General features: G+C 73.1%; 13 protein-coding genes. 12 read left to right on the top strand and 1 reads right to left on the bottom strand.

Translation table 11 applies throughout. The features are described 5' to 3' along the window. Positions 1-81 precede the first annotated feature (81 nt). A complete protein-coding gene (locus tag ACH41F_RS37200) occupies positions 82-1,386 on the bottom strand; it encodes an acetyl-CoA carboxylase biotin carboxylase subunit family protein (RefSeq protein ID WP_398839505.1) in 1,305 nt (434 codons plus the stop codon). Between the two features lie 416 nt (positions 1,387-1,802). Here ACH41F_RS37200 and ACH41F_RS37195 point away from each other — a divergent pair, with 416 nt between their 5' ends. The 12 genes from ACH41F_RS37195 (at position 1,803) to ACH41F_RS37140 (ending at position 14,242) form a co-directional block, all read left to right on the top strand. Beyond that, positions 1,803-2,594 carry an alpha/beta fold hydrolase gene (locus tag ACH41F_RS37195; RefSeq protein ID WP_398839504.1) on the top strand — a complete coding sequence of 264 codons (792 nt, stop codon included), beginning with the start codon at positions 1,803-1,805 and terminating at the stop codon, positions 2,592-2,594. Between the two features lie 245 nt (positions 2,595-2,839). Next, positions 2,840-3,118 carry an acyl carrier protein gene (locus ACH41F_RS37190; protein WP_398839503.1) on the top strand — a complete coding sequence of 93 codons (279 nt, stop codon included), beginning with the start codon at positions 2,840-2,842 and terminating at the stop codon, positions 3,116-3,118. Continuing rightward, on the top strand, positions 3,115-4,545 hold the full coding sequence (locus tag ACH41F_RS37185; RefSeq protein ID WP_398839502.1) for a TrpB-like pyridoxal phosphate-dependent enzyme: 1,431 nt from the start codon (positions 3,115-3,117) through the stop codon (positions 4,543-4,545). The genes ACH41F_RS37190 and ACH41F_RS37185 overlap by 4 nt, the downstream gene beginning before the upstream one ends. Continuing rightward, on the top strand, positions 4,542-5,723 hold the full coding sequence (locus ACH41F_RS37180; RefSeq protein WP_398839501.1) for an acyl carrier protein: 1,182 nt from the start codon (positions 4,542-4,544) through the stop codon (positions 5,721-5,723). Before ACH41F_RS37185 ends, ACH41F_RS37180 begins: the two co-directional genes overlap by 4 nt. Then, positions 5,720-7,207, top strand: coding sequence for a class I adenylate-forming enzyme family protein (locus ACH41F_RS37175; RefSeq protein ID WP_398839500.1), 1,488 nt, complete (start codon positions 5,720-5,722; stop codon positions 7,205-7,207). The genes ACH41F_RS37180 and ACH41F_RS37175 overlap by 4 nt, the downstream gene beginning before the upstream one ends. Then, positions 7,200-8,504, top strand: coding sequence for a type III PLP-dependent enzyme (locus tag ACH41F_RS37170; RefSeq protein ID WP_398839499.1), 1,305 nt, complete (start codon positions 7,200-7,202; stop codon positions 8,502-8,504). The genes ACH41F_RS37175 and ACH41F_RS37170 overlap by 8 nt, the downstream gene beginning before the upstream one ends. 6 nt (positions 8,505-8,510) lie before the next feature. Then, on the top strand, positions 8,511-8,759 hold the full coding sequence (locus ACH41F_RS37165) for a phosphopantetheine-binding protein (protein WP_398839498.1): 249 nt from the start codon (positions 8,511-8,513) through the stop codon (positions 8,757-8,759). After that, positions 8,756-9,964: an acyl-CoA dehydrogenase family protein gene (locus tag ACH41F_RS37160; protein WP_398839497.1), complete on the top strand. Its 1,209-nt coding sequence runs from the start codon at positions 8,756-8,758 to the stop codon at positions 9,962-9,964. Before ACH41F_RS37165 ends, ACH41F_RS37160 begins: the two co-directional genes overlap by 4 nt. Continuing rightward, positions 9,957-11,069 carry an acyl-CoA dehydrogenase family protein gene (locus tag ACH41F_RS37155; protein WP_398839496.1) on the top strand — a complete coding sequence of 371 codons (1,113 nt, stop codon included), beginning with the start codon at positions 9,957-9,959 and terminating at the stop codon, positions 11,067-11,069. Before ACH41F_RS37160 ends, ACH41F_RS37155 begins: the two co-directional genes overlap by 8 nt. Next, positions 11,066-11,752 carry a 4'-phosphopantetheinyl transferase superfamily protein gene (locus ACH41F_RS37150; RefSeq protein ID WP_391231451.1) on the top strand — a complete coding sequence of 229 codons (687 nt, stop codon included), beginning with the start codon at positions 11,066-11,068 and terminating at the stop codon, positions 11,750-11,752. The genes ACH41F_RS37155 and ACH41F_RS37150 overlap by 4 nt, the downstream gene beginning before the upstream one ends. Next, positions 11,742-12,641 (top strand): hypothetical protein, encoded by a 900-nt coding sequence (locus tag ACH41F_RS37145; protein ID WP_398839495.1) that lies wholly within the window; start codon positions 11,742-11,744, stop codon positions 12,639-12,641. The genes ACH41F_RS37150 and ACH41F_RS37145 overlap by 11 nt, the downstream gene beginning before the upstream one ends. Then, positions 12,638-14,242, top strand: coding sequence for an AMP-binding protein (locus ACH41F_RS37140; RefSeq protein ID WP_398839494.1), 1,605 nt, complete (start codon positions 12,638-12,640; stop codon positions 14,240-14,242). The genes ACH41F_RS37145 and ACH41F_RS37140 overlap by 4 nt, the downstream gene beginning before the upstream one ends. Positions 14,243-14,603 lie beyond the last annotated feature (361 nt).

The following is a 14,603-nucleotide window of genomic DNA, read 5'->3' as shown; positions in this document are numbered from 1 at the left end:
CGTTCGACGAGGTCCGGCCGCGGTGTCCGGACGCGCTGTTGCTGTTCGTGCCCGCGGTGGTCCGCCGGCCGTCGGCGCGCCTCACGCCGGCGGGGCCGGGGTGCGGGTGCGCTCGGCCAGCAGCGGGAAGCCGAAGAGATCCGCGATGTCGGTCTTGACCGCCGAACATGCCGCCTCGGCCTCGGCGGGCGTGGGGGCGAGGGCGCGCAGCATGCCGAACGAGTCGAAGTTGGTGCGCATGGGCGGCACCACGTCGCCGGCGCCCACCCGCGCGTACCCGGAGTGCAGTCGCTGGAGGAAGGGGTCGAACCAGTCGTCGGGAAGGTGGGCGGGCACGGTGGACTTCTCCAGGGCGGCGAGGAACGAGTGTGAGGCCGCGCCCTCCAGGGGCAGCGGCCCGTCGGGTAAGGGCCGGCCGAGGAACAGGTCGACGAGGAGGGCGAAGACGTCCACTCCGGCGACGCTGCTGATGGTGTCGGGCAGGGAGCCGCCCGTCAGCCGTGGGTTGACCTCGATGAGCCGGAAGCCGGAGGGGGTGTGCATGACCTCCACGTGGAAGATGCCCAGGTCGAGTCCGAGGGCGCGGCACACCTCGACGGCGTAGTCGCCGAGGGCGGCTTCGTCGGCGGCCGGCAGCCCGGACGGGACGGTGCATCCCAGTTCCAGTACGGGGTTCTCCTGGCTCACTTTGCGGCTGGCGCACACGAGGGGGACCAGGCGTCCCCCGGACGCGGCGACTTCCACGGAGTACAGGTCCCCGGAGACCAGTTCCTCGACCAGGTACCTCTCGTCGAGTTGCCGAGCCATGCCCTCGGTGAGCTCGTCCCGGTCCGCAGCCGCGGCGGCGAAGTGGGCGCGTACGGCGGAGGGATCCCGGGCGATGGAGGTCACGGCCTTGCCGATACCGAGAACCGGCTTCACGATCACCGGGTAGCCGATCTCCTCGGCGGCCTTGAGGGCTTCGGCGGCGTCGGTCACCACGCGGAATCCGACGCTCGGCACTTTGCGCTCGCGCAGGATGCGGCGGCACTCGCCTTTGTCGCGGGCCGCGAGGGTGCCGGCCGGCGAGGTGCCGCGTGCGCCGATGCGGGCGGCGAGGTCGGCGGCGGCCTGGGCCCCGTAGCTCAGCGTGGAGAGAACGGCGTCGACGCTCTCGGGGTCCGCGCCGGAGGCGAGGAGCGCCTCGTACACGGCATCGCCGTCCAGGGGATCGGCGAAGGGGGCGGTGTGGTCGGCGAGGTGGATGGCTTCCTCGCGCTGGGCCGGGGTGGCGGTGAAGTCGTAGAGGGGGCAGTGCAGGTAGGTCACGGTGTGACCGCTTCGCTTCGCGTGGGCGAGTGCCTGAACACCCAGGCCCGTGGTCTCCACGAAGAGGAGGTGAGACATTGCGACCCTTCTTCGCCGCATGGCGGCGGGGTGTCGATCCGAACGGATGCGGGATGGCGCCGGATATGACAGGTGTTCCCCGTGAGCGCGATTCATGTCCGGTCGGCTGGGATCTCGCACGAACCCGCCGGTGGGCGGGCGGGGCACCCGAGGAAGACGGTGCGTGTGACGTGGGCCGATGCGCGAACACGCAGAAGAATCACATGTTCACCCTCCACCAAAGACTGTGACCTGAGTCACATTTACCCTTGATTGATGTGTGATGCAAGCGGTGCTGGTGAACTCGGGGCAGCGAAGATCCGGGGTCATCCGGAGGACGGCACCTCGTCCGAAGGCACCGCGGCTGTTCGGCGCTCCACGCACCACCGGGTCGAGACCAACCGGTCCCGACCGCAGGTCAAGAGCCAGGGGAATTCTTGAGCCACAGCGCGAGGACCGAAACGACGGCCGTCTTAGACAGGCCGCTGCTGTTACCGCTGGGAAGGCGGACCGGCGACATCAGTACCGTCGTCTTTCATCCCCTGGGGGGCGGCCTTCTTCCCTATCTGGGCCTCGTCGCCCATCTCTCCCGCCACGGCCCCGTCCACGGCATACGGGCGCTCGGCCTGGAGGAGGACGAGGAGCCGGACACACGTATACCTGACATGGCCGACCGTTACGCCAAGGCGGTGGCCGCCCTCCCCACGCGTCCCGACCTGTTCGTCGGCTGGTCCCTGGGTGGACTGCTCGCCTTCGAGACAGCGCGGCGCCTGCCCGGCGGACACACCCCCGACCTGGTGCTCGTCGACAGCAGTCCGGCACCGCTCGGCAAGGAACCCGAGGTCTACGACGCCGTACGCCGCACGGTACTGAGCGAGGCCGAGGCCCACATGGACACGGACGCTCTCGCCCGCACGGAGCGCACCGTCGACGCCCACCTCAAGGCCCGTACCCTCTACCGCGCGGAGGGCCGGCATCCCGGCCGCACTCTGCTGATCACCTGCACCGGTAGTGACGACCCGCAGCAAGCCCTGCGCTGGTCACCGCACCTCGCGGGCGTCTCGGTCCGCTCCCTGGACACCGACCACTTCGGCGTTCTGCGCGCACCGCACCTGCGGCAACTCAACGCGCACATCCAGGAGTTCACCGCGTCTCGCAGCAACGGCCGGTCCAGGCGCCATGCGCCGGGCGCGGAACGATGTAGAGCCGTCACGGCTCCCGTCCGCTGACCCACCCCGCTCCACCGGCGCCCTCACGGCGCCACCCACGCGGCCGCGGCCGGCCTGCCACCACCCGTAGTCCTCTCCCCTCCCCCTTTTTTTCCTGTTCCGGCGCAGTGCAGCAGTGCACCCCTGCCTGCGCCCGGGAGGGCACACACGACTGCCCGTCGGCGGTCATCCCCCGTGTCCGGTCATGCGCGCAGCGTATGGCGGATGCCCGCCCGTCCCAATTCCCGCTCCCGCAAAGGAATGGCATGCAGCACGCACACCCCACGCCCCACCTCACGAGCGTCGTCAAGAAAGTCGTCGCGTCGGCCTCCGAACCCCCCGTCGACCCGCAAGGCCTGGCGGACGACGAACCGCTCAACGGCGAACGCCTCCACATCAACTCCCTCACCCTCATCAGCCTCCTGGTCCAGGTCGAGGAGGAGACCGGCCTCGCCCTCTCCGACGAGCTGTTCGTCGGCAGGTCCTTCACCACCGTCGCCGACATCACCGCGATCGTCGCGCAGAGCAGCGAGGCAGCCGCATGACCGAGGTCCCCCGCCGCTGGCGCAGCGTCCTTCCCCACCTCGACCAGCCGCTGCCCGCCGACCGCACCCAGCACTCCGCCACCGACGGCACCGGCATCCAGGCGAACCTGCCGATGCAACTCGTCCGCCAGAGCCTGCAGTCACGCGAGTACTGGGACATCCCCGACGAGGTCGTGGACGCCTACCGACGGTTCCGTCCCACCCCGCTGTGGCGGGCCCGCGCCTTCGAGGAGGCGGTGGGCGCCCGGGTGCCGATCTGGGTGAAGTACGAGGGCGGCAACATCTCCGGCAGCCACAAACTCAACACCGCGCTCGCCCAGGCCTACTACTACCACCGGGCCGGCGTGCGGGAGCTGGTCACCGGCACCGGAGCCGGCCAGTGGGGCACCGCCCTGGCCGCCGCCTGCGCCCGCTTCGGAATGCGCTGCACCGTCTTCATGGTCGGCGGCAGCCTCGAACGCAAGCCGTACCGGGGCGTGTTGATGCGGATGCTCGGCGCGCGCGTCATCTCCAGCCCCAGCCCCCTCACCGAGGTCGCCCGCTCCGGCCGGTCGGCGGGCAACAGCCTCTCGCTCGCCATCGGCGAGGCCGTCGAGTACGCCGCCCGCACGGACGGCGCGGCGTTCTGCATCGGCAGCGGCGAGACGTACAGCATCCTCCACCAGTCCGTGATCGGCCTCGAGGCCATCGACCAGCTCGCCGAGCAGGGCGGCGAGGTCGACGCCGTGGTCGGCTGCGTCGGAGCGGGCTCCAACTTCGGCGGCATCGCCCTGCCCTTCCACGCCCTGGCCGCCGCCGAGGGCACCGAAGCACCGGCCCTGATCGCGGCGGAGTCCAGCACAACTCCCAAGCTCACCCGCGGCGTGTACGCCTACGACCGCACCGATGCCACCGGATCCTCCCCGCTCGAGGCCATGTACACCGTCGGGAGCGAGTACGCCATCCCCGACTCCCATTCCGCGGGCCTGCGTTACCACGGCGCCGCCAAACTCATCTCCGCGATGCGGCACGCGGGTCAGGTCAGCGCCACCGCCGTGGACCAGGTCGCCGCCCTCACCGCAGGCCGCGCTTTCACCACCGCGGAGATGACCCTGCCCGCACCGGAGTCCGGACACGCCCTGGCTGCCGCCGCCCGCGCGGCGAGCGACGGCGGAGGGGACGGCGACGCTCCCCGAGCCCGCACCGGAGTCCTGGTCTGCGTGAGCGGCCACGGCTACCTGGACCTCGGCGCCTACCAGCAGCTCCTCGAGGGCGAACTGACCGACCGCGCACCCGACCCCGCGGCGATCGCCGACGCCGTCGCGGGCCTCGCCCCCCTCCCCACACCGGCGGACACCGACGCGACACCAGGCCCCCTCACGGTCCCGCCCGCCCGGACCGCCGCACGGCCGACCGCCGGCACCGTCGGTCTCAAGGAGGTGCGATGACCGCCCCCGCCATCCCGCAGACCGCCCCGCCGGCGGACCTGCACGCCGAGCTACTGGACTGCCTCCAGGTCAACCTGGCCTGGCTGGCCCGCGCCGAGTACGGCGTGTCGCCGCTCGTCCTCGGCGCGCGCCTGGACTTCACGCCCCGCGACCACGGTCCCGGCCGCCTGCCGACCGTCGAAGCGGCCACCGACGCCCACGTCGAGCGCACCGCCCAGGCACTCGGTCTGTCCCTCACACACCGTCACACGCTCCCGCCGGGCACCGGAGCCCTTCCACCGGGCCCCGGCGCCACGTACGTGATCGCCGACGCCTACCACCTGCCCTGGGTGCCCTACCGCGGCCACTCCCACATGGACCACAGCTTCCTGCTCGACAGGGACCCCTCCGGGCGGGCCGTGGTGCGCGACGGCTACCACAACGACACCCCCTACGGCCCAGCCCGGCCGGGCACCTGGACCCTCACCGAGGAAGAGCTCGCCGCAGCACTGCCCGACGGCGCACACGTCTACGGCCTGACCCGCGCCGGGGTCCCGCAGGACGCCATCGAGGCCGTACCCGCCACCGCGGCGGCCGTCGAGTCGTACGTGCGCGCCTACCGGGAGCACCCCGACCGGGAACAGGCACTCGCCCAACTCACCCTGGAGACCTGGCTGCTGGCCCGGACACGGCGACTGCACGCCGCGCGCCGCGCCACCGACGCAAACCCACCGGCGGTCGAGGAGCATCTGACGGCGTGGGGCAAGCTGGCCGAACAGACCTTCCTCGCCCACCGGCGCGTCCAGCGCGGCCGACCGGAGCCCACCGGCCCACTGGAACGGCTCCCCGCACTCCTGCACGCCGACGCCCGCGTGTTCACCGCGCCGACCGGGCAGGCCGACCCGGTCACCGCCAGGGCCGGGACTGCGGACACCACCTCCTCGGACACACACGCGCTGCGCACGGCCGTCGCCGAAGAGGCCGCCGCCGTGCTCCGCGTCCCGGCCGACGAACTGCTGGCGGGCCGCGCCCTCACCGAGATACCGGGCTTCGGCTCCTTCCGCATGGTCGACATCGTCGAGCGGATCGAGGAACGGCTGGACATCGAGTTCGACGCCGCCGACCTCGTCCCCGAGAACCTCCACGACCTCGACGGCCTGTGCCGCATCACCGCCCGCGCCCACCGGGAGACGCCGTGAACCTGCTGCACGACCTCATCGACACCGCGGCGCACCACACGCCGGACGCACCCGCCGTCACCACCTCGCGGGACTCCCTCACCCACGGCGAACTAGCCGTCGCCAGCCGTACGGCCGCCCACTGGCTGCGCACCCTCGGCGTCCGCCGCGGGGAACGTGTCGTCGTGGTGGCCCCCTCGATCGTCGAGGTCCCCGTCGTCGTCTACGCCGCCTCCCGGCTCGGCGCCCCCTTCGCACTGCTGCACGAACAGACTCGCGGGCGAGCCCTGGCCCACGTGCTGGACGACGCCGAACCCGTCCTCCTGCTCGCCGACGACGAGGACGCCCGACGCCTGGCCGCCGAGCGCGGCATCACCGCCGCCCGCCTCTCCGACGTCCCGCGCGGCCCGGCCCCCGGACCAGCCGCCGACGCGCCCCACGCCGACACCCCCCTCCCGGTCGACCCCGTCTGCCTGATCTACACCTCCGGCACCACGGCCGCCCCGAAAGCCGTGGTGAGCACCCACCAGCAGGCGCTGTTCGCCGTCCACGCCATCCAGGGCGAACTGGCCTACCGCCCCGACGACGTGGTCTACAGCCCCCTCCCCCTCTCCTTCGACTACGGCCTCTACCAGGTCTTCCTCGGCGCTCTGAGCGGAGCGTCGATACGGCTCGGGCTGCCCGCCGAGGTCGGCGCCACCCTGCTGCGCAACATCGAGGCGGCGGGCGCCACCGTCCTGGCCTCCGTGCCCGCCGTCGCCGAAACCCTGGCCAAACTGGTGCGCCGCTCACCCGACCACGGCCTGCGGCTACGACTGCTCACCAACACCGGCGCCGCGATGCCCCCGCAGCCCCTCGCCACGTTGCGGGCCGCCGTCCCAGGACTGCGGGTGCAGCTCATGTTCGGGCTCACCGAGTGCAAACGCGCCGCAATCAACCCACCGGACGCGGACCTGGAACACCCCGGCAGCTGCGGCCGGGCCCTGCCCGGAACCGAGATCTACGCGGCCGGCGCCGACGGGGAGCGACTGCCGCCGGGCGAGATCGGCGAACTGGTGGTGCGCGGACCGCACGTCATGGCCGGCTACTGGCGCCGCCCCGAGCTGACCGCCCAGCGGTTCCCCCGCCGTGACGGGCTCTTCCCCGAACTGCGCACCGGCGACCACGGATGGCTCGACGACCACGGCCTCGTCCACTTCGCCGGCCGCCGCGACGACATCTACAAGGAACGCGGCTTCCGGGTCAGCGCCACCGAGGTGGAAGCCGCCGCCCGGCGCGTGGAGGGCGTGGAACAGGCCGCAGTCCTGCCCCCGACCGACGGATCGCCCGCCCGCCTGGTGGTGGTCTCCACCCGCGCACCCGCCGACGTCCTGGAGGCCATGCGCGAGGAGATCGAGGAGTTCAAGGTGCCCGGCCGCTGCGTACCGCTGCCCGCCCTGCCCCTGACCCGTAACGGCAAGGTCGACCGCAAAGCCCTCGCCCAGGAGGTGGCCAGCCTTGTCTGACACGACCACCGTCGTCCGCCCCGACACCGCCGGGCCCGACGCCGGGACCCTCCCCGACGCCCTGCCCGCGGCGGTGGCCGCCGCCCTGGCCACGGGCGCCGAGACACCCGCCTACGTGTACGACCTCGCACGCGTCCGGGAGAACGCCGCCCGACTGCGCGAGGCTCTCCCCGAACCGGCCGACCTCTACTACTCCCTCAAGGCCAACTCCCACCCCCACGTCCTGCGCACCCTGAAGGACGCGGGGACCCTGCCCGAAGTGTGCTCCCCCGGCGAACTCGACGCCGCGCTCGCCGCCGGCTGGGACGCCGGGCAGGTCCTCTACACCGGGCCCGGCAAACGCGACCAGGACATCGACCGGGCCCTGCACCAGGGGGTCCGCGAGTTCTGCGCCGACTCCCCCACCGGCCTCGACCAGCTCGACCGGCTCGCCGGCCGAGCGGGCGTGCGCATACGGACACTGCTGCGCGTCAACGACGACCGCCCCGCCGCCGGACAGGGCCTCGCCATGACCGGGGTCGCCTCCCAGTTCGGCGCCGACACGCGCTGGATCACCGACGAACCGGAGCGCTTCGGGGACCGCCCCCACGTCGAGGTCACCGGCCTGCACCTCTACATGGGCACCAACCTCACCCACGTACCCGACCTGCTGGCCCAGTTCCAGCAGGCGCTCACCACGGCGGCCGGCCTCCGCACCGTCCTTGCCCCGCACACCGCGAGGCTGGACACCACCTTGGACCTGGGCGGCGGCTTCGGCGCCCCCTTCGCCAAGGAGGGTGAGGCGGCCGACCTGAGCGGCCTGCGCGAAGGACTCGCCGACCTGCTCGACGCCTCCGCACCCGGCTGGCGCGACGGCGCACCCCGCCCGGCGTACGAGTCCGGCCGTCACCTGGTGGGCACCGCCGGGACCCTCCTCACCCGCGTGCTCGACGTGAAGCGGTCGCACGGCCGGGACGTCGCCGTCCTTGAGTCCGGCATCAACCATCTCGGCGGCATGGCCGGCCTGCGCCGCCTGCCGCCGCTCAACCCGACCCTGCTCGCCGACGCCGCAGGGCGCGGCGAAGCACGGCCCACCATGGTCACCGGCCCCCTGTGCACCCCGCTCGACACCTGGGCGCGCCAGGCCCCGCTGCCCCCGCTGCGTCCCGGCGACCTGCTCGCCGTCCCCAACGTCGGCGCCTACGGGCTGTCCGCCAGCCTGCTCGCCTTCCTGGGCCACCCGGCCCCGCTCGAAGTCGCCGTCGACGGCGACGCCGCACCGCACATCTCCCGCCTCACGCTCACCCGGAAGGACTGAACCGCCATGGACACCGTCTTCGAGAAAGTGCTCCGCGACCACCTGCCCCGCCTCCAGGAGCAGCCGCTCGACCACGACACCGACCTGCGCGACCTGGGGCTCGACTCCATGAAGTCGGTCGACCTGCTGTTCGCCATCGAGGACGAGATGGACGTCTCGCTGCCCGACGACGACCTCAACGAGTCGACCTTCGCCACCGCCGGCTCGCTGTGGCGGGCCGTGGACGCCGCCCGCACCTCCGAGGCGGTCGCGTGACCGCCACCTCCACCGCCTCCGTCCCGGTCACCGACCCGGCCGACACGGGCGGCTCCCCTCTCCTCCTCGCCCCGCTGGTCGAGGAGGCCGCGGAGGTGACCGCGGTCCACGCGCGCCGCACCGACACCGAAGCCGTGTTCCCCGTCGAGGCACTGGAGTCGCTGCGCCGCACCCGGCTGCTCGGCCTGCTCGTGCCGGCCGCCGAGGGCGGACTCGGCGGCGACGTGGCCGACATGCTCACCGCCACCCGGCGACTGGGCCGCGAGGACATGTCGCTCGCCATGGTCTTCGCGATGCACTGCCAGCAGGTGGCCGCCCTGGTCCAGCACGCCGACGGCCCACTGCGCGACGAACTCCTGCCCCGGATCGGGGCGGGCGAGGTGTACCTGGCGTCGGTCACCACGGAAGCCGGCAAGGGCGGCGCACTCCTCACCGCCACCGCGCCCCTCGAACAGCGCGAGGGCCACCTCCTCCTCGACCGCTTCGCGCCGATCGTCACTGGCGGCGCCCACGCGGACGGCTTCCTCGTCACCATGCGCAGCCCGGACTCCGAGAACGAACAGGACGTCTCGCTGGTGTACGCCGACCGCAGCCAGCTGGAGGTGGCCTCCGCCGGCGGCTGGGACCCGCACGGCATGCGGGCCAGCCACAGCGGCGCGGTCCACCTGCGCGGCATCCTTCCCGGCCACCAGGTCGTGGGCGAGCACGGCCGCTTCCGCGACATCGTCACGCACACCTTCGGACCCCTCGCTCACCTCGGCTGGAGCGCCGCCTGGCTGGGCACGGCCGAGGGCGCACTGGCCCGCACCGTCGGCATGCTCCGCTCCGCCCGGACCCGCGGCGGCGCCTGCCTCGACTCCGAATTGCTGCTCACCCGGCTCGCCCGGGTACGGCACCGCCTGGAGGCCGTATCCGCGCTGCTGGCCCACACCCTGAACACGGTCACGCACCAGGACGTCTCCCGCCCCCGCGTCCAACTCCTGGTCAACGGCCTGAAGGTGACCGCGTCCGAGCAGTGCCACTCGGCGGTGCAGGAACTGGTGGACGCGGTCGGACTGCGCCACGGCTACCTGCGCGACTCACCCCTCGCACTGGAGCGCACCCTGCGCGACCTACGGTCGGCGAGCCTCAACTTCAGCAACGACCGCCTCCTGCTGGCCGACGGAAAACTCACCCTCCTCGACGCGGACGTGCGCCTTGCCTGAGCTCGCGGAACTCCTCGAAGGCGGCCCCCCGGTGGCGCAGCCCGTGCCCACGGGCCGGGACTCCGGACGCCGGCTGTGGGCACACCTGGGCGCGACCGGCGTCCTGCGCGGAATCTACCGGGAGGGACTGCCCGAACGCGGGGTGATACCTGACCGGCTCCGCGACCTCGTCGTCCAAACCGAGGAGGAAGAGGGCACCGGGCCGCTGCTGTCGGTCTGCGTCCAGGCCGCCACCGTGCTGCCGCTGCTGGCGGAGGCGGGCCGACGCGAGCCTGCCCTGGCAGAGGTCTCCCGGCGGATGCTCGACGGCACATCCGTCGTGGCCCTGGCCGCCACCGACACCGGCCCCGGCTCCGACCTCACCGCCCTGACGACACACACCGACACAACCGACGCCGGGACGGTCCTGCGAGGCACCAAACGCTGGATCACCAACGCGGTCCACGCCGACCTGCTGCTCGTCCTGGCCCGCCGCCGTCCCGGCCCTCACTTCACCAACTTCACCTGGTACCTCGTGCCCGCCGACGACCCGCGGGTGGAAGTCGAGGCCGCGTCAGGCCCGTACTTCACGGGGTCCGGCGCCGGCCACGTCCACCTCGACGGCGTGCCCGTACTCGCGGACGTGCCCGTCGGCGGCGCGGGGCGCGGCCTGGCCCTGTTCGCCCGGCACATCACGGTGGAACGCCTCGCCGGCGGCCTGTGGGCGGTGGCCGCCTGCCGCCGGGCGCTGGCCGACACCCGGGACCGGCTGGCGGATCGCGGCCTGTGGGAACAGCCCGCGATCCGTCAGCGGCTCGCCGCCGCTGTGGTCCGCACCCGCCAACTGGAGACGCTGGTGGAGGCCCTGGGACCCGCCATCGCGGCCGAGCACGACCACACCGGTGCGGCCCTGGTGAAGGCGGCAGCCGGGGAGACGGCCGACCACGTCCTCGACGTGTGCGCGCATCTGTTCGGTGCGGACGGCTTCGCCGCCGCAGGCATGCAGCACCGGCGCGCGGAGGCCGCCCTGTTCGGCATCGCCGGCGGCAGCACCGAGACCGTCCTCGCCTCTGTCGCAGACCAGGCGCAAGCACTGTTGTCCCGGCACCGCGGGGCGCAGTCGTGACCGCGCCCATGCCCCCGGCGTGCCTCGGTCCGGCGGACCGGCGAACCCGGCCCGTCACCGTCGAGGCGGCACCCGGCGTGTGGGTGGCCTGGGCGCGCAAGGCCGCTCCGAGCACCCACCCCGCCGACCTGGCGGACGTGAGCGCAAGGCCGCAGTGGCACCGCCGCCAGTCCCTCGCCGCCCGGGGACTGCTGCGGGCCCTGCTCGCCGACGCGTGCCCCGGAACCGAGGACATCCCACTGACCGCCGACGCCCGCGGCCGACCCCTGCTGGAGGGGTTGCCCGGTCTCGGGGTCAGCCTCTCCCACGACGGCGCGGACGACGCCCCGGACGGCGACCTGGTGGCCGCCGCCGTGGCCCCCGGCCGCCGTGTGGGCGTGGACGTCCAGTTGCCTCCCAGCCCGGACGCGCCGCCCGGCCTGCTCCGCCGGTGTCTGCGCGACCGCGCCGCCGAACTGGTCCCGCTGCCGGCCGCCCGGCGCGCCCTGGAGTTCGCCTGGGTGTGGACCGTGCAGGAGGCCTGCGTGAAGGCGGACGGCACCGGTATCGCCGGCCGCCCGTGGTCCCTCGACATCCCGGTGCGGCCCAGAACCGGAACCGCGGGCGATCTCACCTGGATCGCCCTGCGTCACCTCAGCGTCCATCCCGTGAGCTGCGCCTTTGGAGATTCCCGTGCCCGCTGAAGCACTGAGCTGCTACACCACCAACCTCAAGGAACACCTCCGCCTCACCGACCCCGATGCCGAACGACGGCTGGCAGTCGGCTTCGACCTGTCCGTTCGCCGCGACGGCCTCGACGACACCCTGGCCTTCAGCCACCACCACCGGGTGGCACCGGACTTCGGCTACCGCGGCGCACGCCGCTGGGACGACACGCTGTCTGCCCTCCGGGGCGAGTTCGCCCGCCGGGGCGACGTTCTCGCCGTGGCCAACTGCCGCAACCTGCCGTGGAGCCCCTCCCACCACACACGAGACGTCCCGCACTGGCTTCGCCTCGCCGCCCGCGACAACGACCGCTGGCTGGTCGTCGACGACTTCGACGCCCTGCTCCCCGAAGGGCAGCAGTCACCACACCGCGGCTGGGTCGACGAAACCGAACTGCGCGTACTGCTCAGCCCCTTGCCGGGCCTGGACACCGTGCTGCACCAACGCGACGCCTACGCCCTCGGCGGTGGCCCCGCCTGGGTCCCCGACCCTGGCCATCACCGCTGGCTGGAGCACGGCGCCGGACGCTACGATCCGCACCCCGGCGACTGGGTCCGGGGCACCGGCGCTTCGCTCGCCCTCCTCCGCGACCTGCTGCCGTCCGACCCGCAGGCACTGGTCCGCTACGCCGAGGACCTCTGGGCCGCGGCACGCCACCACCAGTACCTGCACCGCGCCGAACCCGCGACCGCCGCCGCGTGGGGCGAACTGTCCCGCTCACTGCGCTACGCCGCTCAGTCAGCGGAACGCGGCAGGCCCCGCGCCTCGCTGGTACGCACCGCCTTCGACCGCATCCTCACCGCGATCGACCCCGGCCACGCGGCCACTCCCCACCCCGCCGCCGTGAGCGCGGGAGCGGCCTGGTGACCACCCGCCCCGGGGACCACCCCGCCACCCTGCACGCATGGTTCGCCACATCAGCCGGACGCCACCCCGACCGCGTCGCCCTGGAAGCGGACGGGCAGGCCCTGACCTATCGCGAACTCGACGAGTACAGCGCCCACATCGCCTCCGGCATCCTGCGTGCCTGCCCCGGACCGCCGCGCCGCATCGGTCTCCTGGCCGGCCGGCGGCCCGCCACATACGCCGGCTATCTGGCCGTCCAACAGCTTGGCGCCACGGTCGTCCCCCTCAACACCGCATGGCCCGCCGCCCGCAACGCCTCCGTCGCCCAACGGGCCGGACTCGACCTGGTGCTGACCGACGGAAGCGGGGAGGCGCACCAACTGCCCGTACCGCTGCTCGACCTGGCCGACGCGGCCAGCAACTCAGCTGACGGCGCGGCCGCCCGCTCCGGGCAACCGGGCGCGCCCGCCTACATCCTGTTCACCTCCGGCAGCACCGGAGCACCCAAGGGCGTACCGATCCTCCAGGACAACGTCGCCCCCTACCTCGCCCACGTCATCGACCGCTACGACGTCGGACCCGGCTCCCGACTCTCCCAGACCTTCGATCTCACCTTCGACGTCTCGGTGTTCGATATGTTCACCGCGTGGGGCGGCGGTGCGACCCTCGTCGTCCCGAACCGGGACGACATCCTGACACCCGTGCGGTTCGTCAACGACCGTCGCCTGACCCACTGGTGCTCCGTCCCATCGGTCATCTCCTTCGCCCGCCGGATGCGAGCGCTGCGCCACGGCGCCATGCCCGGACTGCGCCACAGCCTCTTCGCGGGAGAACCGCTCACCCTCCAACAGGCCCAGGCATGGCACGCGGCGGCACCGTCATCGCGGCTGGAGAACTTCTACGGTCCGACCGAACTGACCATCACCTGCTCGGAGTTCGCCCTCGACACCGACCTGGGCAACTGGCCTACGACCGCCAACGGAACAGTGCCCATCGGCCACGTCTACCCCCACCTGGAGCACCGCGTCCTCGACGCCTCGGGCCGACCCGCGCAGGAGGGGGAACTGTGCGTGCGGGGACCTCAGCGCTTCCCCGGCTATCTGGACCCCGCCGACAACTCCGGACGCTTCTGGGACCTGGACGGCGACCGCCCCACCGACCCCGCTTCGCCGCTCCCCGGTTCCACCGCCCGGCCGACGGGCGTGGTGCCGGCCCGCATGTGGTACCGCACCGGCGACCGGGTCTCCCCCGCCGGCCGGGACGGTCTCCTCCACCTGGGCCGCCTCGACCACCAGGTGAAGGTCGACGGCTACCGCGTCGAACTCGGCGAGATCGAATCCGCGCTGCGCGACCAGCCCGACGTCCACGACGCCGTGGTCCTCGCGCTGCCCACCGCGCACGGCGGGACCGAACTGCACGCCGTGTGCACCGGCGACGACCCCGACCCCGGCACCCTGCGGGCTGCGCTCGGTGACCGACTGCCCGCCTACATGGTCCCGGCCTTCCTCCACGTCCGCCCCGAACTGCCTCTGAACGGGAACGGCAAGACGGACCGAGCGGCCCTCACAGCCCTGCTGCACGACACCCCCGCCGCCGTAACACCGGTCAAGGAACTCCGATGACGCGGCACCCTGCGGGGCCGTCCGTTGTTCTCCTTGGAGCCCGTCCCGCCGAGGGTCTCACCACCGTGCCCCGTTCGAAAAGGCACCGTCCCTTGGATCGTATGCAGGCCACTTGCCTCGACGCCGCCCTCGGCATCGTCGCCGGGGCCCGGGCCAGGGCTGGGGCCGTCGCTGGGGCCGGGGCCGTCGCCGGGGCCGGGGCCGTCGCCGGGGCCGGGGCTGGCAGCCGCGACGAACTCCGCGCGCGGGGCCGGCCGTGGAGAACGCGCTGAGACCGATCCTCCACCGCGCCCGCGATCCCGTGCCCACCGCGCCCTGCCGCTACCCGCGTTCTGAGGAGTAACGACCCATGGTTCTTCCC

Source organism: Streptomyces sp. NPDC020489 (assembly GCF_044386545.1).
GTDB lineage: Bacteria > Actinomycetota > Actinomycetes > Streptomycetales > Streptomycetaceae > Streptomyces.
The sequence above is the reverse complement of the archived record's forward strand: the minus strand, read 5'-3'. Positions and strand labels throughout refer to the sequence as shown.